The following is a 20,565-nucleotide window of genomic DNA, read 5'->3' on the forward strand; positions in this document are numbered from 1 at the left end:
CACAGAGGGCGGGCCGGGTTAACAGGTAGAAAAATCAACCGAGTTGGCGTTGACGGCCGCCACTCTACGCGCGTCATCATGGTGCGCATGAGCATCCCCCCACGCTTCAAAGCCATCAGCGGCGCCCTCGCCGTGGCCGCCGCTCTCCTCGCAGGCCCCACCGCCGCCACCGCATCGGCCACCCCCACGGCCCACCTCACCACCGCCTCCGCGTCCATCAAGTCGGTCGGCAGCGTCTGCTATTCGGCGCTGCCCTCCCAGGCCCACGACACCCTCGACCTCATCGCCCGGGGCGGCCCGTTCCCGTACTCCCAGGACGGCGTCGTCTTTCAGAACCGCGAGGGTGTCCTGCCGAAGCAGAGCAGCGCCTACTACCACGAGTACACGGTGATCACCCCGGGCGCGCCGACGCGCGGCACCCGCCGGATCATCACGGGCGAGCGGTCCCAGGAGGACTACTACACCGCCGACCACTACGTCACGTTCCGCCTGGTCGACTTCGTCTGCTGAACCGGCAGTTCCCGCGGGGCGTGCCGACGACCCCACGACCAGGTCCGCCCCGCCCCGCCCTGCGGGGTGGGGCGGACCTTCACGCGGACCCGGCCGCGCGGCCGGGACCGATGGCTCACTCCTCGCCCAACCGCCGGCCCAGCGCGCCGCCCGCCGTCGAGTTGTGCACCGTGAACGCCACCGTGCCCGGCAGATAGCGGTCCTCGGACCACTCCACCGGGGTGCCCGCCGGGTCGGTGGAGCGGCGGCGTTCCCGCAGGAGCGCGTCGCCGGGCCGGCAGCCGAGCAGCGCCGCGTCGTCCGCGTCCGCGTGACCCACGTCGATGGTGTGCTGCGCGTCCGTGAACAGGACGCCGTGCAGCTCCAATTGGCGCGAGTGCGACACCTCGTCGACCGCCATGGCGGCCACCAGACGCCCGACCCGCACCGGGTACGTCGAGCGTTCCACCATCACCGGCGCGCCCGACAAGGTGCGTACGCGACGGACCCGGAACACGGCGCTCCCGCAGGGCAGTTGGAGATGGTGGGCCTCCTCCTCCGTGGCCTCGGCCGGTTCCACCGCCACCGTGCGGCCCCCCGGCTCCTCGCCGAGTGAGCGGGCCCAACGGGCGAAGGAGCGCAGCTCCGAGAAGCTCTGCAACCGGGCCGCGCCGCCGAGCACCACCCGGCGGGCGCCGCGCCGCGACGTCACCAGGCCGTCCGCGCGCAACGACGCCAGAGCCTGGCGGACCGTGCCCCGGGACACGCCGTAGCGACGGGCGAGTTGGTCCTCGGCGGGCAGCCGCGCACCCGAGCCGTACTCACCCGCCGCTATCGCGGTCCGCAGATCCCCGGCCACTTTCCGGTAGAGCGGCGACTTGCTGGACACCCCGGCCCCCTCAACTGCCGATCAGCGAGCGGAGCATGGTCAGGTCCGCCTCCTCCAGACTAGCCACCACTGTGCGGCCCTCGGCGGGCGCGATGGGCTCCACCGACGGCACCGCGAGCACCACACAGCCCGCCGCCTCCGCCGACGCCACACCCGTCGCGGTGTCCTCGACCGCGACACAGCGCGCCGGGTCCGCGCCGAGCGCCGCGGCCGCCGCCAGATACGGATCGGGCGCCGGCTTGGTGCGCGCGGTGTCCTCGGCCCCGTACACGGCGTCGAAGCGGTGGCCGTCGAGCGATGTCGCCACCCTGTGCACGATCGCGCGCGGCGACGCCGACACCAGAGCGGTCGGCACCCCCGACTCCCGCAGCGCGCGCAGCAGTTGCAGCGCGCCGGGGCGCGGCTCGGCGCCGTCCGCGAGGCGCGCCGTGAAGCCGGCGCCCAGCTCCGCCGCCACCTCCTCACGCGGGGCGCCGAGCGACACGTACAGCAGTGATGCGGTGTCCTGCACCGAGCGGCCGTACACCGAGCGGCGCTCGTCACCCACCAGCGGGTGCCCGTGGCGGGCCGCGACCTGCTCCACCACCTCCACCCACGCCTCCTCGGTGTCGACGAGGGTGCCGTCCATGTCGAACAGGACCGCCCGCAGCCCGCTCACGCCGCCTCACCGGCCGCGAGTACGGGGCGCGGCTGCGGGCGCACGGTGACACTCGCGCCCGCGCCGAACGACCCCGCGGCGTGCGAGGGCAGGTCGGCCTTGACCTCGGTGCCGTCCGCGAGACGCACGCTCAGCCGGGTGCTGGCGCCGTGGAAGGCCGAGGCCGTCACCGTGTCGGGCCCGCCCTCCGTCACCTCCAGAGCCTCCGGCCGCAGGAGGAACACCGAGCCCTCGGCCGGTCCGTCGACCGGCAGGCGCACTCCGAGCACCTCGGCGAGACCGTCGGAGGCGATCGTGCCGGGCACGCGGTTCATCGTCCCCACGAACGACGCCACGAACGCGGTCGCCGGACGGTCGTACAACTCGGCCGGGGCCGCGCACTGTTCGAGCCGTCCGCCGCGCATCACCGCGACCTTGTCGGCCATGGAGAGGGCCTCCTCCTGGTCGTGGGTGACGAAGACGGTGGTGATGCCGAGCTCCAGCTGGAGGCGGCGGATCTCCTCACGCAGCTGCACGCGGACCTTGGCGTCGAGGGCGGAAAGCGGCTCGTCCAGGAGCAGCAGCCTCGGCTGGAGGGCCAGCGCGCGGGCGAGCGCGACGCGCTGCTGCTGGCCGCCGGAGAGCTGGTGCGGGAACCGGCCGCCATGCTCGGGCAGGCCCACCAGTTCCATCAACTCCGCCGCGCGAGCCCGGCGTTGGGGCGCGGCGACCTTGCGCATCCGCATGCCGAACGCCACGTTGTCGGCCGCGTTGAGATGCGGGAAGAGGCTGTAGGACTGGAAGACCATTCCGGTGTCGCGCCGGTTGGCCGGCACCGGCACGATGTCCTCGCCGTCGAGCAGCACCTCGCCCGCATCGGGCCGCTCGAACCCCGCGAGGACCCGCAGGGCGGTGGTCTTGCCGCAGCCCGACGGGCCCAGCAGCGCCAGGAGTTCACCCGGCGCGACGTCGAGGTCGAGCCCGTCGAGGGCCACGGCGGACCCGAAGGTGCGGCGCAGGCCCCGGATGGTGAGGGCGGTGCCGGTGCGCGGCGGTGCGATGGTCGTCATCAGACGGCTTCCTTCTTACGAAACGTACGCGTCATACCACTGCCGCGAGCCGAACCGCCGCCGCGGTTGCCGCGGCTCCCGCGGGTGCGGGCGAGGCCGGTCACCACGAGCAGCAGCCCCCAGGTGAGCAGCAGACTGAGCAGCGAAACCGCCACCGACAGCTGGGCGTTGGCGCCGGATGCCTGCACGATCCACACCGCGAACGGCTGGAACCCGAGCAGCGAGGCCACCGTGAACTCGCCGAGCACCAGGGCGAGCGCCAGGAACGAGGCGTTGAGCAGCGCGGTGCGCAGATTGGGCAGGACGACCGCGAACAGCGCCCGCGGCCAGGACGCGCCGAGATCGCGGGCCGCCTCCACCAGGGTGCGCACATCGACGGCCCGCAGCCCCGCGTCGAGGGAGCGGTACACGAACGGCAGCGCCATCACGACATACGCGAAGACCAGGACCAGCGGGAACGACGGGTTCTGGATCGCGACGAACGTCTGGTACAGCGGGGTCGTCTCCAGATGGTCGGGGCCCCACTTGAGGACCGTGCCCAACCCCGCGACGAGCGCGACCGGCGGCACCACCAGCGGCAGTGTGCACACCACTTCGAGGACCGCCCGCAGCCGTCCCGAACCGGACAGCCGTACCGCGAGCGCGGCCGGCACCGTCAGGAGCAGGGCGAGCGCCACCGTCGCCAGGGCCAGGCCCATCGACCGGAGGAGGGCCCCGGTGAACCCGTCGGCGCCGAAGATCTGCGTGTACGAGTCCAGGGTGAAGCCCTGCCCCGGCACATCCACCGTGAACACGAGCGAGGCGAGCAGCGGCACCGCGAAATAGGCGCCGGCGACGAGCAGGACCGCGCCGCGCCAGGGGCGCAGCGGATGCGTCAGGCGAGCCATCGGGCGCTCCTTCGCTGAAGCGGCAGATGCACGGCCATCACCAGGAGGGCGACGATCACCATGTCGAGGCTGAGCGCGAGCGCCACGTTCTCCTGGCCGACCAGGACGTTGCCGGAGAGCGCGTCCGCGATCTGCAGGGTGACGAGCGGCACCGAACTCCCCACCATCGAGGCGGCCGTCGCGTACGCGGCGAACGCGCTGCCGAAGAGCAGCACGAAGCCGCCGAGCAGGGTGGGAAGCAGCACCGGGATCCCGACGTGACGCCAGTACTGCCAGACGCTCGCCCCGCTGTTCTGGGCCGCCTCGCGCCACTGTGGGCGCAGCCCGTCCAGGGCCGGCGCCACGGTGAGCACCATCAGCGGAACGAGGAAGTACAGATAGGTCAGGGCCAGGCCCCAGAAGCTGTAGAGGCTCCAGCCGTGATCGGCGAGGCCCAGTTCGGTGGTGAGGACGCCCGCGTTGCCGAGGGTGGCGACGAAGGCGAACGCGAGCGGGACACCGCCGAAGTTGGCGAGTACCCCCGACGCGGTGAGCACGGCCTCGCGCAGCGCCTTGCCGCGCGAGGTGACGACGGCTTGCGCGAGCAGCAGGCCGAGCACGGCCGCGATGGCGGCGGTGGTGGCGGACAGCTTCACGCTGCCGAGCAGCGCGGTCCAGTACGCGCCGTGCACGGACTGCCTCATGTTGCCCAGGCCGTACGAGCCGTCGACGGACAGCGCGCCGTTCAGCATGGCGAGGGCCGGCAGGCCGAAGGCGAGCGCGACGAAGGCGAGCAGCGGGACGGCGGCGAGCCAGGCGCCGGGGCGGCTGCGGCCCCGGCGTTCCTTCGGCCGCTCAACTGCCGCTGCTGCGACGGGTGTTGAGGTGGTGGTGGCGACAGTCATGACGGTGTGATCAGCCCGAGATCGCCTTGGCCCAGCCATTGGCCAGAACCGTCTTGGCCTTGGTGTTCTGCGCCTCGGTGGGGAAGGTGGGGGTGCCGGCGACCTGCGGCAGCTTGCCGGCGGCGGCCTTGTCGAGCGTGCCGTCCTTGTCCATGGCCGGCATGAGCGCCGGACGGGCGTACCCCTTCAGCCACAGGTTCTGGCCCTCGGCGGAGTACAGGTACTCCTGCCACAGGCGGGCGGCCGCCGGGTGCGGGGCGTCCTTGTTGACGGCCTGCGAGTAGTACTGGGCGTAGACGCCGTCGGAGGGGACCGCGGTCTTCCAGTCGAGGCCCTTGCCCTTGAACTGGTCGGCGTAGCCGGCGTTCAGGTAGTCCCAGTCGATCGAGATCGGGGTCTCACCCTTCTCGACCGTGGCCGGGGTCGACTCCACCGGGTTGTAGTTGCCGGCCTTCTTCAGCTTGGCGAAGAAGTCGAGACCGGGCTGGATGTCGTCGAGCGAACCGCCGTTGGCGAGGGACGCCGCGTACACCCCGGCGAAGGCCGAACCGGACTTGGTGGGGTTGCCGTTGAGCGCGACCTGGCCCTTGTACTCGGGCTTGAGGAGATCGGCGAAGGTCGTCGGGCACACCTTGACACGCCCCGCGTCGCAGCCGATGGAGACGTAGCCGCCGTAGTCGTTGAACCAGCGGCCCTGAGCGTCCTTCTGCGCCGCGGGGATCTTGTCGAAGCCCTCGACCTTGTACGGGGCGGTCAGGCCCTGGTCGCCCGCGGACTGCGCGAAGGAGGAGCCGAGGTCGAGGACGTCGGGGGCGCGGTCCTGGCCCTTGCGGGTCTTGACCGCGTTGATCTCGTCGGCGCTGGAGCCGTCGGGGTTGTCGACGGCGACCTTGATGCCGTACTTCTTCGTGAAGCCGTCGATGAGGGCGCCGTAGTTCGCCCAGTCGCGCGGGATGGCTATCGCGTTGAGCGCGCCCTCCTTCTTGGCGGCGGCGATCAGCGCGTCCATGCCGCCGGCGTCCTTCGCGGAGGTGGCGGCCGCGGGGCTCTTGCCGCCCTTGCCGCCGTCGGCCGCGCTGGTGGAGGCGTCGGACTTGGCGCCGCAGGCGGCGAGGGCGAACGCGGAGGTGGCCAGGGTGATGGCGAGGGCGGCGGTGCGCATGCGTGGGGCGATCACGGGGGCTCCAAGTTGTACGGACAACTGTTGTACAGACAACTCCATTACGGAGGGGGTGGGTGTCGGACCGGTGAACGGCGGGCAGCCGGGGCGATGCGGTTGCCGTACGGATCCGGTCAGCGCATTCGAGCCATCCCTTTCCACCTGCCCGCCCGTGCGGCTACTTGAGGGTGCAGCTCCCTGGGGCTCCGCCCCGGACCCCGTTCGCGCCTGAAGGGCGCTCTTCGCCGGACGGGCTGAGGCTGCCCATGCGGGCCCGCACCGAGTAGTCAGGGGCGCGGGGAACTGCGCGGGACGTGGGCACGGTCTGCGGACGAAAGCGGGTTCCAGGGGCGCGGAAAACTGCGCGGGATGGCCGTACAGCCCGCCCCCCCACGGGCCTACGTGTCGCAGTCGAGGACCGCCCCGCACACCCCGCACCGCACCCGGACCTGTCCCCGCACCCCCACCCGGATCCGCTGGCAGCAGGTCGGGCAGGGGAAGGACACCCGCAATCCGGCGGGGCCGGGCTCGAAGGAGTAGAGGGGGGTGGGGGAGCCGGGCGCGGCCGGGGCGGTGCCGTGCTCCTGGGCGTACCGGCGGTCCTTCGCGTAGCGGCGCCGCCCCGCCCACCCCGCCGCCGCCAGCGGGGGCTGCCGCGTGTCCCGCCCCGCGAGACCCGCGCCCGCCGTGTACGCGGGGTACGCCTGCGGGCTGGTGAACCAGGGCGAGGCATCCTCGCCGAACAGCGCGGCCCGCTTGGCCAGGACGTACCCGAACTCCTCCGGCGTGAGATAGCCCAGCTTCTGGCTGGAGACCCCGTCCTCACGGAACGCGTCGAGCAGCAGCCAGCCCGCACCCAGGTACGTCGTCGCCGTGTCGGTGAGGATCTCGTTGTCGCGCGTTCCGGGGAACGTCAGGTCCAGGCGGTGCAGCAGCACATGGGTGATCTCGTGCGCGAGCGCCGCCCCGATGTCCCTGCGGTGGGTACGGAAGCGGTCGTTCAGCTCGATGAAGTACTCCGGCCCCGCGGCCAGTTCGACGTTCGCGGCGTGCTGCATCTCGCGGAAGCCCACGATCATCCGGGCCTCGGGAAGGCGCAGATGCTGCACCAGCGCGCGGGCCACCCGCTGGGCGCCCAGGTGCAGGTCGTCGTGGTCGGCGAAGGCGACATCCGCGGGGGCCACGCTGACCGCGTACGCCTGGAGCCCCTCGTAGGACAGCCGCTTGTGCAGCGCGGTGATGGCCGCGCGCACCGTGGCGAGATGCGGATAGCCGTGCACGACCGGGCTCGACGCGCCCACGCAGTCACCCCCGTTCCGAACCGCGGACCGGCTTCCACTGTAAGCGCGCCGGGCCGCCGCCGGACCCTCGCCGGCCGCCACCGAGTCCGCCCCCGCTCTGGCCGGAAAGTGGCCCTTGTGAGGGGCGGGGGAGCCTCCCCATAATCCCCGCAACGCATTGACGCGCCCATGACAGAACCAGCTCCGTGATCCCGTCAGCGCGCTCGTCCGTGTGGACCGACAGCCAACCCCCCACGAGAGGCAGTCAGTTGAAGAAGATCATGCGAGCGCTGCGCAGATGCCTGGCCGTCACGGCCGTCCTCGCCGCCGCGGTCAGCCTGCCCGCCACCGACGCCTTCGCCTCGCCCTCCCCCGTCGCCCCGCTCGGCCCGTCGGCCTCGCCGCAGCCGGTGGTCGGCGGCACCCGGGCCGCGCAGGGCGAGTTCCCGTTCATGGTCCGGCTCTCCATGGGGTGCGGCGGCGCGCTCTACACCCAGCAGATCGTCCTGACCGCCGCCCACTGCGTCGACGGCAGCGGCACCAACACCTCGATCACCGCCACCGGCGGCGTCGTCGACCTGCAGAGCTCCAGCGCGGTCAAGGTCAAGTCCACCAAGGTGCTCCAGGCCCCCGGCTACAACGGCAAGGGCAAGGACTGGGCGCTGATCAAGCTCGCCAAGCCCATCAACCAGCCCACCCTCAAGATCGCCACCACCACCGCGTACAACAGCGGCATCTTCACCATCGCCGGCTGGGGTGCTCGCAGTGAGGGCGGCGGCCAGCAGCGCTACCTCTACAAGGCGACCGTCCCCTTCGTCTCCGACGCCCAGTGCCAGCAGGCATACGGCAGCGACCTCGTCCCGAGCGACGAGATCTGCGCCGGCTATGTCGCCCAGGGCGGCGTCGACACCTGCCAGGGTGACTCCGGCGGCCCCATGTTCCGCAAGGACGACGCGGGCGCCTGGATCCAGGTCGGCATCGTCAGCTGGGGCAACGGATGCGCCGAGCCCGGCTACCCCGGCGTCTACTCCGAGGTCTCGACCTTCGCCTCCGCCATAGCCCAGGCCGCCGCGACGCTGTAGCGCCCCACATCTCACCCGGGGCCCGCGCCCCGGCCCGGCCGGGCGCCGCGCGTTTGCGAACGCCCGGCCAAACCTGCTCAGATAGGGGCATGTCGATCAGAGTGGTCATCGCGGACGACCAGGAAATGGTCAGGACCGGCTTCCGCATGATCCTGGAGAGCAGGGACGACATCGAGGTCGTCGCCGACGTCGTCGACGGGAACGCCGCCCTCGAAGCCGTCGAGCGCCTCCAGCCCGACGTACTGCTCCTCGACATCCGCATGCCCGGCCTGGACGGACTGGAGGTCACCCGTCGCCTGGCCGGCCGCGACCGGCCCCACATCGTCATCTGCACCACCTTCGACCTCGACGAATACGTCCACGCCGCCCTGCACGGCGGCGCCTCCGGCTTCCTCCTCAAGGACGCGAGCCCCGAAATGCTCGTCGAAGCGGTACGCGCCGCGGCCGCCGGGGACTCGCTCGTCTCGCCCGCGATCACCGTGCGCCTCCTGAAGGAACTGGCATCGGCCCGCCCCGCGGGCGGCGTACGCACCCCCGTCGAGCCGCTCACCGAACGCGAACGCGACGTGGTGCGCTGCCTGGCCCGCGGCGCCACCAACGCCGAGATCGCCGGCGAGCTGTACGTCTCGCTGTCCACCGTCAAGACCCACCTCGCCAACGTCCAGGGCAAACTCGGCGCGCGCAACCGCGTGGAGATCGCCGCCTGGGCCTGGGAGAGCGGACTAGCCGCGAACGCGGCGTGAGCCGCGCATGAGCCCCGTACGCAGCTGGGTCCGGCGCCATCCGCGGGCCGCGGCCGCCGCCCGCCCGCTGCTCGCCGCCGTCCTCGTCGCCCTCGTCACCTACGAAGGTGTGGCGCTGGCCCGCCAGCCCACCCGGCCGCACGCCATCGTGTGGTGCGCCGGCGTCGCGGTCTGCCTGTGCGCGGTGCCCTGGCCGAGGATCCCGCTCGTGCCGCGGGCCTGGACCGCGGCCGCCCTCACCTGGACCGCGACCGTCCTGCTCCTCCTCGACCGGCCCGAGATCGTCTGGGGTATGGGTGAGGCGATCGCGCTCCTGGTCCTGCTCTCCTCCGTCCTCCTCTACGCGCCCGCCCGCACCGCGGCGCTCCTCGGGCCGGTCCTCGGCCTCGGCTGCGTGGCCGTACCGGTGCGCGACGCCGACCCCGGCCGGTTCACCCTGCTCTTCGCCGTCCTCGCGGTCGTGGTCAGCGCGTACTCGCTGCTCATGCGCGCCCAGTCCGGCCAGCGGATCCGCGACCTCCAGGCCGTCCGCACCGCCGAACGCCTCGAACTCGCCCGCGAGCTCCATGATTTGGTCGCCCACCATGTCACCGGCATCGTCGTGCAGGCGCAGGCCGCCCGCTTCACCGCCGTCTCGGGGGAGCGTGCCGCGGAGTCCTTCGCACGCATCGAGGAGGCAGGCAGCGAGGCGCTCGGCGCGATGCGCCGTCTGGTACGGGTGCTGCGCGAGGGTGACCCGAAGACCGAGCCGGTGGCCGGCATCGCCCAGATCCGCGAACTCACCACCCGCTTCTCCCAGGCGGGGCCCCCGGCCGTCCTCCACGTGGAGCCCGGCCTGGAGGAACGCCTGCCGGGCGACGCGGCCGCCCTCGCCCACCGGGTGGTGCGCGAATCCCTCACGAACGTGCGCAAGCACGCGGCGGACGCGACGGTGGTGCGGGTCGCTCTTCGCGCCACTGCGGGCGGCCTCGACGTGCGCGTCATGGACGACGGCTCGCACGCCGTCCCCCTCACCGAACAGGCCCGCGGCGGCGGCTTCGGTCTCGCCGGCCTGACGGAGCGGGTGTCCGCGATGGGGGGCGAGCTTGCGGCGGGGCCGGGGGAGGGGGGCTGGCAGGTGACCATGCGCCTCCCCTTGCACCCCCTGTAGCCCCGGCCCATATCGCGCAGTTCCCCGCGCCCCTGGCGGTGTCGGACCTCGGCAGTGTGGCCGATCGAGGCCACCTCAGCCCATCCTGGGGGGTCCTCCCTGGCCCTTATGGCCTTGGGGGGTTTGAGGGCGAGCGCCCTGAAGGCGCGAACGGGGGCTGGGGCGGAGCCCCAGCAACCCCGCTCTCGTCTGCGGACCGTGCCCGCGTCCCGCGCAGTTCCCCGCGCCCCCAGGTGGGTCGGCCTTGGCGGAATGCCCAGCAGAGGCGACCCCAGCCCGTCATGGGTGTGGGGCGGAGCCCCAGGGAGGCGAGGTCGGGGAACCGTTAGTCCAAGACGTACCCCCGCTTTGTCCATGGGCACACCCGCATCCAGCGGAACAACGTGGTGCGCACCCAACGCCCCCACGACAAGGAGCGCGCGCGTGAACCCCGAACAGCACGGCCCGAACCGGAGGACCGTCGTCGCGGTCACCGCCCTCACCGGAGCCGGCGCAGCCCTCGGCATCCCCTCACCGGCACGCGCCGCCGGCCAGAACGCCGGGGAGACAATCCTGCGCTCCGCCGGCCTCGACGTCCGCGTCGCCACCACCTTCCCCCGCATCGTGGCGTACACCGACCGCGCCACCGGCGCCGTCCTCCACGGCCAGGAGGACACCGTCACCGAGGTGCTCATCGACGGCACCCCCCACACCCCCCGGGTGACGTCGCGCCCGGCCCGCGACCGCATCACGTACACCCTCTCCTTCGACGGCGGCACCCGCATCACCGCCGAGATCCGCGCCGACGGACACCGCGTCGACTGGCGCGTCACCCGCATCGACGACACCCCGGCCCTGCGCGTCGGCACCCTCCAGATCCCCGGCCTCGCCCTGCTGTCCGTCCGCAGCGACCAGCCCGGAGTCCAACTCCTCGCCGCCCAGCTCCAGTTGGACAAGGCCAAGAGCGGTGACACCCTCGTCGCGCCCACCGCCACGACCGCCCCCGACGCCCAGCCCATCGGCTGCGCCTACGCCGTCCTCGCCCACCACACGCTCGGCGGCGCCATCGAGACCAACACCGTCTACGACAACCCCGCCGGCACCCCCGGCGCCACCTGGGAGAACGGCCGGCTGTGGCGCCAGACGCTGCGACGGGACGGCTACGTCAAGACACAGCTCGCCCCGGGCCAGTGGACGTACCGCGCCGCGACCGCGCCCACCGGCGCCACCGAGCCCCTGCCGTACGCCACCGTCATCGTCACCGGCGACCGCAACAACGACGGCGTCGTCGACTGGCAGGACGCCGCCATCGCGTTCCGCGACATCATGGTCGAGCCGCTCGGCGCCGACGCCCAGCACCTGCGGGTCGTCCCGCACATCCCCTACAACTTCGCCTCGCAGGCCACCAACCCGTTCCTCGCCACCCTCGACAACGTCAAGCGCATCTCGCTCGCCACCGACGGGCTGCGCCAGTACACCCTGCTCAAGGGTTACCAGTCGGAGGGCCACGACTCCGCCCACCCCGACTACGCAGGCAACTACAACAAGCGCGCCGGCGGCCTCACCGACCTCAACTCCCTTGTGCGTGAAGGCAAGAAGTGGAACAGCGACTTCGCCGTCCACGTCAACGCCACCGAGTCCTACCCCGTCGCCCACGCCTTCTCCGACACCCTCGTCGACAAGAACAACCCGCAGTGGGACTGGCTCGACCAGTCCTACCGCATCGACCAGCGCCGCGACCTGGTCTCCGGCGACATCATCAAGCGCTTCGCCGACCTGCGCCACGACACCGACCCCGCACTCGACGGCCTCTACATCGACGTGTTCCGCGAATCGGGCTGGACCTCCGACCGGCTCCAGCGCGCCCTGCGCGACCAGGGCTGGCTCGTCGCCTCCGAATGGGGCCACGGCCTGGAGCGCTCCTCCCTGTGGTCGCACTGGGCCAACGAGACGGATTACGGCCCCGACACCTCGCGCGGCATCAACTCCCAGCTCATCCGCTTCATCCGGCACCACCAGAAGGACGTCTTCGCCAACAAGTGGCCCACCCTGCTCGGCCACGCCCACATGGGCAACTTCGAGGGCTGGACCGGCAAGACGGACTGGCAGGCGTTCTACGACCTGATCTGGACCGAGTCGCTGCCCGCGAAGTACCTTCAGGCCCACCCCATCGAACGGTGGACCGAGCACGAGGTCACCTTCGCCGGCCCGGCCGGCACCTCGGTCAGCGACGCCACCGGCGCGCGCCGCATCACCACCGACGGCCGTCTCGTCTACGACGCCGGCACCTACCTCCTGCCGTGGGAGCCCCGCAACGCCACCGACCCGGCGAAGCTCTACCACTACAACCCGGCCGGTGGCACGACCAGTTGGCGTCTGCCGCGCGGCTGGTCCGGCCTGCGTACGGTGGTCCTCCACCGGCTCACCGACCAGGGCCGGGTGTACGTAGCCGACCTCCCCGTCCGCGCGGGCGGCGTGACGATCCCCGACGCGGACCCCGGACAGCCCTACGTCGTCCACCGCACCCGGCCCCGCACCCAAGGCGACCCGGCCTGGGGCCGGTTCACCCCGGTGCACGATCCCGGATTCAACTCCGGGACGCTCCACGGATGGCAGGTGACCGGCGCCGCGAAGGTCGCCCGCAACCCGCTCGGCGACTACGAACTCGTCCTGCCCGGCGGCGACGCGGCCACCGTCGGCCAGCGCCTCGCCCGCCTCGCACCCGGCACGTACCGCGCATCGGTGCAGGTCGAGGTCGGCGAGAAGGCGGGGGAGCGGCGCCTGGCCGCACTCGACATCCGTACCGCCGACGGCGTCACCGCCACCAACTGGACCGACACCTCCACCGCCGTCAACTACGTGGCCGCCGACCGCAAGCACGACACCCGCTTCCAGCGCATGACCGTCCCCTTCACGGTGCCGGCGGGCGGCGGCCCCGTCACCCTCACGCTGCGGGCCGGCGCGGGCGCGGCCCGGATCCGCTTCGACTCCGTACGCGTCGTACCGGCCGAGCCGACCGCCAAGCCCGGCACGATCGCGTACGAGGACTTCCAAAGCGTGCCGTCCGGCTGGGGCCCCTTCGTCAAGGGCGACGCGGGCGGCTCCACCGACCCCCGCACCCACATCGCGCAGCGGCACGCCCCGTTCACCCAGCGGGGCTGGAACGGCAAGGTGATCGACGACGTCGTCGACGGTACGGAGTCGCTGAAGTCGCGCGGCGAGAACGACGGGTTGGTGTACCGCACGGTCGACCACACCGTGCGCTTCGTGGCGGGGCGGCGCTACCGGGTGTCCTTCCGGTACGAGAACGAGAAGGCCGGGCAGTACGCGTGGATCACCGGGGTCGACGAGCCGGCACCGCATGAGCTGAGCCGGGTCGCGCTGCCGGTCGCGACGGAGCCGGCGGTGTTCAGCTACGAGTTCACCGCGCCGGCGGTGGGGGTGGCCTGGGTCGGCCTGAGGAAGGTCGGGGACGACGGGGTGGCCGAATTCACCCTGGACACGTTCGAGGTACGCGAGCTGTAGGCGCCCCGGGGCGGACCCCCAGCCAACCCTGGGGCTCCGCCCCGGACCCCGTCCGCGCCTGAAAGGCGCTCGTCCTCAAACTCCCCCAACCGCACAGAAGCAAGCCGCGCCCGCAAGGAACGTCGCCGGGCTCAGCCGGCCAGCGTCACCTCGCCCACCCCCTCCGCGCCCGCAAGCTCAAGCACCCACACCTCGTTGCCCTCCGCCCGCAGCACCGCCCCCGGCACGTACAGCGCCCGCTGCGGCCCCACCCCCCAGTAGCGCCCCACACAGAACCCGTTCACCCACACGAACCCCCGCCCCCACCCGGGCAGCCGCAGCCACGCGAACCAGTCCCCGCCCACCCCGCCCACCCCGGGCTCCCCGGCCGGCAGGTCGAGCCGGCCCCGGTGCAGACCGGTCGTACCGGGCGGCGGCACCACCTCGCCCAAGGGGAGCTTCTCCACCGCCCCCGGGACGGAGAACGCGTCCAAGCGCAGACCCCGCGCCCGCACGCCGTGCAGATACTGCCGCTCGTGCAGCACTCCGCCCGTGATCCCCTTCGTCTCCCCGCCGCGCGGCCCGTAGTTGACCCGGCCCAGTGACTCCACCCACAGCTCGACCGCCGCCCCGCCCGGCACCGGATCCGCCAGCGTCGCGTCCTCGCCGTCCAGGACCCCCGCGTGCACCCCGTCGACGTACACCGTCGCCACATCACGCAACCCCAGCACACCCAGCGGGTACGGCTGCCGTCCCGTGGGGACGTCCACGCGGTAGCGGACCACGCCCCGGTCGACGTCGAGCTCCTCGAACGTGGGCGGCACCGGCGACTCGCTCTCCTCGCCCCCCAGCACGTCCATCACATCGGAAAGGGAGGACCAGGCCTCCCAGGTCGCCGCGGACGAACCTCTCAACGGACGTGGCTCCGGCGGCAGTTGAGGGAGTGCGGCAGCCCCGTCCGCCTGGTGCGCCGCGAGCACCTCGCGAAAGCGCCAGAACTTCTCCGTGGGCCGGCCCGCCTCGTCGATCGGCGCGTCATAGTCGTACGACGTCGCCGTCGGCTCCAGCGCCCCCACATGCAGCTCCCCGGCCCGGTTCGCACCCGACCAGCCCGCGAAGTTGGTCCCGCCGTGCACCATGTACAGGTTGACCGACGCCCCGCACTCCAGGATCTCGCGCAGCGTCGCCGCCGCGTCGCCCGCGTCCCGCACCACATGCTCCGCACCCCAGTGGTCGAACCAGCCGCACCAGAACTCCATGCACATCAACGGCCCCGAGGGCTGATGGCGGCGCAACACCTCGAAGGCCTCGCGCGCCCCGCTGCCGAAGTTCGCCGTGGCGAGGACACCCGGCAGCGAGCCCCCCGTCAGCATGTGGTCCTCGGGGCCGTCCGAGGTGAACAGCGGCACCGTGATCCCGCAGTCGTGCAGCAGATCGGCGAGATGACGCAAGTAGCCCCGGTCGGTGCCGTAACTGCCGTACTCGTTCTCCACCTGCACCATCACCACCGGACCACCCCGGTCGATCTGCCGCTCGGCGACCTGGGGGAGCAGCGCGTGGAACCACCGGTTCACATGCACCAGATACTCCGGATCGTCCGTACGCGCCCGGCGCCCCAGCCGGCCCGTCAGCCAGTGCGGAAGCCCGCCGTTCTCCCACTCGGCGCAGATGTAGGGCCCCGGCCGCACGATCGCCCACAGGCCCGCCTCCCGCGCCGCGTCCAGGAACCGGCCGAGCGCCCCCACGTCCCGGTAATGGCCGAGGAACGGCTCGTGCAGGTTCCACGGCACATACGTCTCGACACAGTTCAGGCCCATCGCCCGCAGCATCGCGAGGCGGTGCCCCCACTGCGCCTCGTGCACCCGGAAATAGTGCAGCGCCCCCGAGAGGAGCCGCACCGGCCGCCCGTCGAGCAGAAAGTCCGCGTCCCCCACCGTGAAGTCGGCCACCGCTCAGCCCCGCCCATCTCTCTCGATCGCTACGCGGGCCACTCTCGCCCCCTGGCGCGGCACGGGTCCATGGACAAAGATCGGCGCTGATTGGACACAAGGGGGACCGGCAGAGAGCGGAAAGCGGCATGTATCACACCTGGATGCGGTATTTCACCCCGAGTCCGGCCCACCACCGCCTCGGCCTGGTCTGCCTCGGCGTGGGACTGCAACACGGCACGCTGCCCACCGTCGGACCCCGCACCCTCGACCACCACGTCGCCGTCGTCATCGGCGCCGGCGGCGGCTGGTTCCGCGGCCCCGACGGCCGCCGCGTCCCCGTCACCGCACCCGCCCTGATCTGGCTCACCCCCGGCGTGCCCCACCACTACGGCGCCGACCCCGTCACCGGCTGGGACGAATCCTTCGTCGACTTCGCCGGCCCCGCCACCACCACGTACACCGAACTCGGCTACATCGACCCCGACCGGCCCGTCGTCCCCCTCAGCGACACCGTCGGGGCGCACGCCGCCGTCGGCCGCATCGCCAGGGCCGCCCGCCGCGGCAACCCCCTCCTGGAAGTCGAAACCGCTGCAGCCGTTCACGAACTGCTCGTCGCACTGCGCCGCTCCCGCGCCGACGTCGCACCCGACGGCGACCCCGTACTCGACTCCCTCGCCCGCGACGCCTTCCAGCCCCTGTCCGTCGCCGAACACGCCGCCCGCCACGGCATGACCCCCGCCGAGCTGCGCACCGCCGTGCGCAGAGCCGCCGGATGCAGCCCCAAGGACTACCTCCTCGGCATCCGCCTCGGCCGCGCCAAAGAACTCCTCGCCGCCACCGAACTCCCCGTCGCCGCCATCGCCCGCCGCATCGGATACGACGACCCCGCCTACTTCTCCCGCCTCTTCACCCGCCGTGTCGGCATCGCACCCGTACGCTTCCGCGAGCAACAGGGCCGAGCCGTCCCCGGCGGCTGGAGCAGCCGGATCCCGGATCCTGAACACCCGCCGACCATCGTCGGCCACGCCACGTAAGCTCGCTGACCATGACCACGATCGACCCCTCCGTGCAAGCAGAGCTCTCCCGGCTCCGCGACAGCATCGACAACATCGACGCCGCCGTCGTGCACATGCTGGCCGAACGCTTCAAATGCACCCAGCAGGTCGGCCACCTCAAGGCCGAGCACCGGCTCCCCCCGGCCGACCCCTCTCGCGAAGCCGAACAGATCGCCCGCCTGCGCCGCCTCGCCGAAAGCGCCAAACTCGACCCCGCCTTCGCCGAGAAACTCCTCAATTTCATCATCGCCGAGGTCATCCGCCACCACGAGACCATCGCCAACTCCAGCTGACCGCACGGGCGTTCACGGAGTCGATCGGCCGGGCAGGCAGCCCGGCCGCCCCTCGTACTTCGTACGAGCGAAACGACGCACGCTTCGAGGCCGCGACGCACACGCGCCGCTACCGTGGAAGCCATGACCACCAGAGTCCCCATTCGTCAGCTCCAGCAGCACGCGAGCGAACTCATCGAACGAGTCGCCGCCGGCGAAAGAGTCGAAATCACGCGCAACGGCCGGCTCGTCGCGGTCCTCGGCCCACCGGACCCCGAGCAACGGGTCATGGAGGACCTCGAACGCACCGGCACCGTGGACCCGGACAACGCGGCCTCAGCACGCGGCCTCGCCGACTGGCAACCCCTACCGGCCCGGACCGGGCAGCCCGGCCCGCTCTCCGCAGTGCTGCACTCCCTGCGCGACGAGGAAGAACGATGATCTACCTCGACTCGTGCGCCCTGCTCAAACTGCTGCTTCCCGAACCCGAGACACCGGCGCTGCGCACCTTCTTGACCGCACACGCAGCCGAGGGCCACGTGACGTCGGCACTCACCCAGACCGAGGTCGCCCGCACCCTGGTACGCGCCGCCGCCGACCCCGAACTTGGCGACGCCGCCGAGGAGATGCTGGACCGAGTGCTACGCATCCGCCTCACCGATCAGATCCTGCGAGCCGCCGGCCAATTCCCGCAACGGCATCTGCGCAGCCCGGACGCGATCCACTTGGCCTGCGCCGAACACCTCGAACATGCGCTGACCGCGTTCGTCACGTATGACAAGAGGCTCGCCGCGGCAGCCGCCGAACGAGACCTCCCCGTCCGGGCTCCCGGCGCCTGACGCCCCCGGCCCCACCCCCGAGGCGCCGGCGCGCAGAGAGTGCCCACGCCCATCCGCGCACCGGACGACGACGCCAAAGCCCCGAACCCCCACCCCGGCCCGTCCGCACGCTGGGCGCCCCCGCCCGCATCAGGCAGCATGGGCCCATGTCCGTACTGACGCGCGACGAAGCGCAGACCCGAGCCCTCCTCCTCGACGTCCAGCGATATGCGATCGAGCTCGATCTCACCACCGGCGACGACACGTTCGACTCCCGCACCACCCTCCACTTCACCACCCGCGCCGCCGGGGACACCTTCGTCGAGCTCAAACCCGCCACCCTGCGCTCGGCCACCCTCGACGGCGCCCCCCTCGACCCCGAAACCCTCGTCGAGAACCGGCTCCCGCTGACCGCCCTCACCGCCGGCCCGCACGAACTGCACATCGACGCCGCCATGGCGTACTCCCACACCGGCGAAGGACTGCACCGCTTCACCGACCCCGCCGACGCCGAGACATACGTCTACACCCAGCTCTTCATGGACGACGTCCAGCGCGTCTTCGCCGCCTTCGACCAGCCCGACCTCAAAGCCGTCATCGACCTCACCGTCACCGCCCCCGACACCTGGACCGTCCTCGCCAACGGCATCACCACCCAGCAGGACGACGGCCGCTGGAAAGCCACCACCACCCCCCTCATCTCCACCTACCTCGTCGCCGTCGCCGCAGGCCCCTGGCACTCCGTGACCACCCAACACGCCGGCCTCCCCTTCGGCCTGCACTGCCGCCGCTCCCTCGCACCCCACCTCGACGCCGACGCCGACGAACTCTTCGAGATCACCCGGCAGTGCTACGACCGCTACCACGAGAAGTTCGACGAGCCCTACCCCTTCGACTCCTACGACCAGGCGTTCGTCCCCGAATTCAACGCCGGCGCCATGGAAAACCCCGGCCTCGTCACCTTCCGCGACGAATTCGTCTACCGCTCCGCCGTCACCGACACCCAGCGCCAGATCCGCGCCATGGTCATCGCCCACGAGATGGCCCACATGTGGTTCGGCGACCTCGTCACCCTCCAATGGTGGGACGACATCTGGCTCAACGAGTCCTTCGCCGAATACATGGGCTACCAGACCCTCAACGAAGTCGCCCTCGGGGGCCCTGCGGGGTGGACCCCCAGGTGGAGGGGCGCCGACACCTGGGTCGAATTCGCCATCACCCGCAAATCCTGGGGCTACGACGCCGACCAGCGGCCCTCCACCCACCCCGTCGCCCCCGCACCCGACGCCGTCCCCGACACCGCCTCCGCCCTCCTCAACTTCGACGGCATCTCCTACGCCAAGGGCGCCTCCGCCCTACGCCAACTCGTCGCCTGGCTCGGCGAGAAGGACTTCCTCGCAGGCATCAACACCCACTTCGCCCGTCACAAATTCGCCAACGCCACCCTCGCCGACTTCATCGACTCCCTCGCGAGCGCCACCGACCGCGACGTCCACGCCTGGGCCGAACAATGGCTCGGCACCACCGGAGTCGACACCCTCACTCCCACCGTGGCCGAAAGCGACGGACAGTGGCACCTCACCACCACCCGCCAAGGACACCGCCCCCACCGCCTCACCGTCGGCACCTACGACCGCGACCCCCACGACGGCCGCACCCTCGTCCTGCGCGACCGGTTCGACATCGACGTCCCGCACACCGCCCCCGTCACCCGACCCGGCCCGCGTCCCGCCCTGCTGGTCCTCAACGACCAGGACCTCTCCTACGCCAAGGTCCGCCTCGACGAAACCTCCACCGAAGCCGCCCTGCGCTCCCTGTCCGGCGTCCCCGACGCCCTCACCCGCGCCGTCCTGTGGAACACCCTGCGCGACATGGTCCGCGACGGCGAACTCGCACCCAGCGACTACCTGGAAACCGCTCGCGCCCACCTCTGCGACGAAACCGACCTCGCCATCGTCCAAGGCGTCCTGACCTTCGCCGCCACCCACATCACCGACCGCTACCTCACCCCCACCGACCGCCCCGCCGCCCTCACCCTCCTCACCGACCTCACCCGCGACCTGATCCGCCGCACCGAAGACGGCACCCACCCCGGCCTGCGCCTCATCGCCGTACGCCACTTCATCGACGCCGCCACCCAACCCGACACCCTGCGCGCCTGGCTCCAGGACGGCCACGTACCCGGCGGCCCCGAACTCGACCCCGAACTGCGCTGGCGCATCCTCACCCGCCTCGCCGTACTCGGCGCCACCGACGACAAGGAAATCGCCGCCCACCTCGCCGACGACCCCAGCGCCACCGGCGAAGAAGGCGCCGCCCGCTGCCGCGCCGCCCTCCCCACCCCCACCGCCAAGGAAACCGCCTGGAACGCCATGTTCCACAGCGACACCCTCTCCAACTACCTCTTCACCGCCACCGCCCAAGGCTTCTGGCAACCCGAACAGGCCGACCTCCTCAAGCCCTACATCGCCCGCTACTACGAGGACACCGTCCCCTTCGCCACCCGCCGGGGCCCCGCCATGGCCCAGGCCGCCGGCCAGTACGCCTTCCCGCTGCCCGCCGTCGACGAAGAAGCCCTGCGCCTGGGCGAGACCTGCCTGACCCGCGACGACCTCACACCCGCCCTGCGCCGCCGCCTCGCCGACCAGGTCGACGACCTGCGCCGAGCCCTGCGCGTCCGCGGCTGACCACCGGGCCCGTGCGGATCACCGCGCTGAGCGGGCCTTACGCCCCGCC

The 20,565-nt window shown here is 72.0% G+C and carries 18 protein-coding genes; 10 read left to right on the plus strand and 8 right to left on the minus strand.

Going from position 1 to position 20,565, the window contains the following annotated elements:
- Positions 1 to 87 precede the first annotated feature (87 nt).
- Positions 88 to 510, plus strand: a complete 423-nt coding sequence (locus AB0D31_RS00540; RefSeq protein WP_362714911.1) for a ribonuclease — start codon at positions 88 to 90, stop codon at positions 508 to 510.
- A 115-nt stretch (positions 511 to 625) separates the two neighbouring features.
- Here the strand turns inward: AB0D31_RS00540 and AB0D31_RS00545 are convergent, their stop codons facing one another.
- The 7 genes from AB0D31_RS00545 to AB0D31_RS00575 all read right to left on the minus strand — a co-directional run bounded on the left by AB0D31_RS00545 (position 626) and on the right by AB0D31_RS00575 (position 7,316).
- Positions 626 to 1,378 (minus strand): GntR family transcriptional regulator, encoded by a 753-nt coding sequence (locus AB0D31_RS00545; RefSeq protein ID WP_362714913.1) that lies wholly within the window; start codon positions 1,376 to 1,378, stop codon positions 626 to 628.
- Between the two features lie 10 nt (positions 1,379 to 1,388).
- The gene (locus AB0D31_RS00550) at positions 1,389 to 2,036 is read right to left on the minus strand and encodes an HAD family phosphatase (RefSeq protein WP_362714916.1); all 648 of its coding nucleotides are present in this window, start codon (positions 2,034 to 2,036) and stop codon (positions 1,389 to 1,391) included.
- The gene (locus tag AB0D31_RS00555; RefSeq protein ID WP_362714919.1) at positions 2,033 to 3,085 is read right to left on the minus strand and encodes an ABC transporter ATP-binding protein; all 1,053 of its coding nucleotides are present in this window, start codon (positions 3,083 to 3,085) and stop codon (positions 2,033 to 2,035) included. The genes AB0D31_RS00550 and AB0D31_RS00555 overlap by 4 nt, the downstream gene beginning before the upstream one ends.
- A complete protein-coding gene (locus AB0D31_RS00560; protein WP_362714922.1) occupies positions 3,085 to 3,972 on the minus strand; it encodes an ABC transporter permease subunit in 888 nt (295 codons plus the stop codon). The genes AB0D31_RS00555 and AB0D31_RS00560 overlap by 1 nt, the downstream gene beginning before the upstream one ends.
- Positions 3,960 to 4,856, minus strand: a complete 897-nt coding sequence (locus AB0D31_RS00565) for an ABC transporter permease subunit (RefSeq protein WP_362714925.1) — start codon at positions 4,854 to 4,856, stop codon at positions 3,960 to 3,962. Before AB0D31_RS00565 ends, AB0D31_RS00560 begins: the two co-directional genes overlap by 13 nt.
- A 10-nt stretch (positions 4,857 to 4,866) precedes the next feature.
- On the minus strand, positions 4,867 to 6,018 hold the full coding sequence (locus tag AB0D31_RS00570) for an extracellular solute-binding protein (protein ID WP_362715239.1): 1,152 nt from the start codon (positions 6,016 to 6,018) through the stop codon (positions 4,867 to 4,869).
- A 395-nt stretch (positions 6,019 to 6,413) separates the two neighbouring features.
- Positions 6,414 to 7,316, minus strand: a complete 903-nt coding sequence (locus AB0D31_RS00575; protein ID WP_362714928.1) for a hypothetical protein — start codon at positions 7,314 to 7,316, stop codon at positions 6,414 to 6,416.
- 248 nt (positions 7,317 to 7,564) lie between these two features.
- On the opposite strand from AB0D31_RS00575, the gene AB0D31_RS00580 reads away from it, so the two are divergent.
- The 4 genes from AB0D31_RS00580 (at position 7,565) to AB0D31_RS00595 (ending at position 13,774) form a co-directional block, all read left to right on the plus strand.
- On the plus strand, positions 7,565 to 8,377 hold the full coding sequence (locus tag AB0D31_RS00580) for a serine protease (RefSeq protein WP_362714931.1): 813 nt from the start codon (positions 7,565 to 7,567) through the stop codon (positions 8,375 to 8,377).
- Between the two features lie 89 nt (positions 8,378 to 8,466).
- Positions 8,467 to 9,120: a response regulator transcription factor gene (locus AB0D31_RS00585; RefSeq protein ID WP_362714934.1), complete on the plus strand. Its 654-nt coding sequence runs from the start codon at positions 8,467 to 8,469 to the stop codon at positions 9,118 to 9,120.
- 7 nt (positions 9,121 to 9,127) lie between these two features.
- The gene (locus AB0D31_RS00590; RefSeq protein ID WP_362714937.1) at positions 9,128 to 10,270 is read left to right on the plus strand and encodes a histidine kinase; all 1,143 of its coding nucleotides are present in this window, start codon (positions 9,128 to 9,130) and stop codon (positions 10,268 to 10,270) included.
- A 423-nt stretch (positions 10,271 to 10,693) separates the two neighbouring features.
- Positions 10,694 to 13,774 (plus strand): endo-alpha-N-acetylgalactosaminidase family protein, encoded by a 3,081-nt coding sequence (locus tag AB0D31_RS00595; RefSeq protein WP_362714940.1) that lies wholly within the window; start codon positions 10,694 to 10,696, stop codon positions 13,772 to 13,774.
- A 131-nt stretch (positions 13,775 to 13,905) separates the two neighbouring features.
- Here AB0D31_RS00595 and AB0D31_RS00600 read toward each other — a convergent pair whose 3' ends face one another.
- Complete coding sequence (locus AB0D31_RS00600; protein ID WP_362714943.1) at positions 13,906 to 15,702, minus strand: beta-galactosidase family protein; 1,797 nt, start codon at positions 15,700 to 15,702, stop codon at positions 13,906 to 13,908.
- A 128-nt stretch (positions 15,703 to 15,830) separates the two neighbouring features.
- Between AB0D31_RS00600 and AB0D31_RS00605 the strand changes: the two genes are divergently transcribed.
- The 5 genes from AB0D31_RS00605 to pepN all read left to right on the plus strand — a co-directional run bounded on the left by AB0D31_RS00605 (position 15,831) and on the right by pepN (position 20,516).
- Positions 15,831 to 16,718, plus strand: coding sequence for an AraC family transcriptional regulator (locus AB0D31_RS00605; RefSeq protein ID WP_362714945.1), 888 nt, complete (start codon positions 15,831 to 15,833; stop codon positions 16,716 to 16,718).
- An 11-nt stretch (positions 16,719 to 16,729) separates the two neighbouring features.
- On the plus strand, positions 16,730 to 17,032 hold the full coding sequence (locus AB0D31_RS00610) for a chorismate mutase (protein ID WP_362714947.1): 303 nt from the start codon (positions 16,730 to 16,732) through the stop codon (positions 17,030 to 17,032).
- A 123-nt stretch (positions 17,033 to 17,155) separates the two neighbouring features.
- A complete protein-coding gene (locus tag AB0D31_RS00615) occupies positions 17,156 to 17,452 on the plus strand; it encodes a type II toxin-antitoxin system prevent-host-death family antitoxin (RefSeq protein ID WP_362714950.1) in 297 nt (98 codons plus the stop codon).
- The gene (locus AB0D31_RS00620; protein WP_362714953.1) at positions 17,449 to 17,850 is read left to right on the plus strand and encodes a type II toxin-antitoxin system VapC family toxin; all 402 of its coding nucleotides are present in this window, start codon (positions 17,449 to 17,451) and stop codon (positions 17,848 to 17,850) included. Before AB0D31_RS00615 ends, AB0D31_RS00620 begins: the two co-directional genes overlap by 4 nt.
- A 146-nt stretch (positions 17,851 to 17,996) precedes the next feature.
- Positions 17,997 to 20,516, plus strand: a complete 2,520-nt coding sequence (gene pepN, locus AB0D31_RS00625) for an aminopeptidase N (protein ID WP_362714956.1) — start codon at positions 17,997 to 17,999, stop codon at positions 20,514 to 20,516.
- The last annotated feature ends 49 nt before the right edge of the window (positions 20,517 to 20,565 follow it).

The organism is Streptomyces sp. NPDC048361 (assembly GCF_040651795.1).
GTDB lineage: Bacteria > Actinomycetota > Actinomycetes > Streptomycetales > Streptomycetaceae > Streptomyces.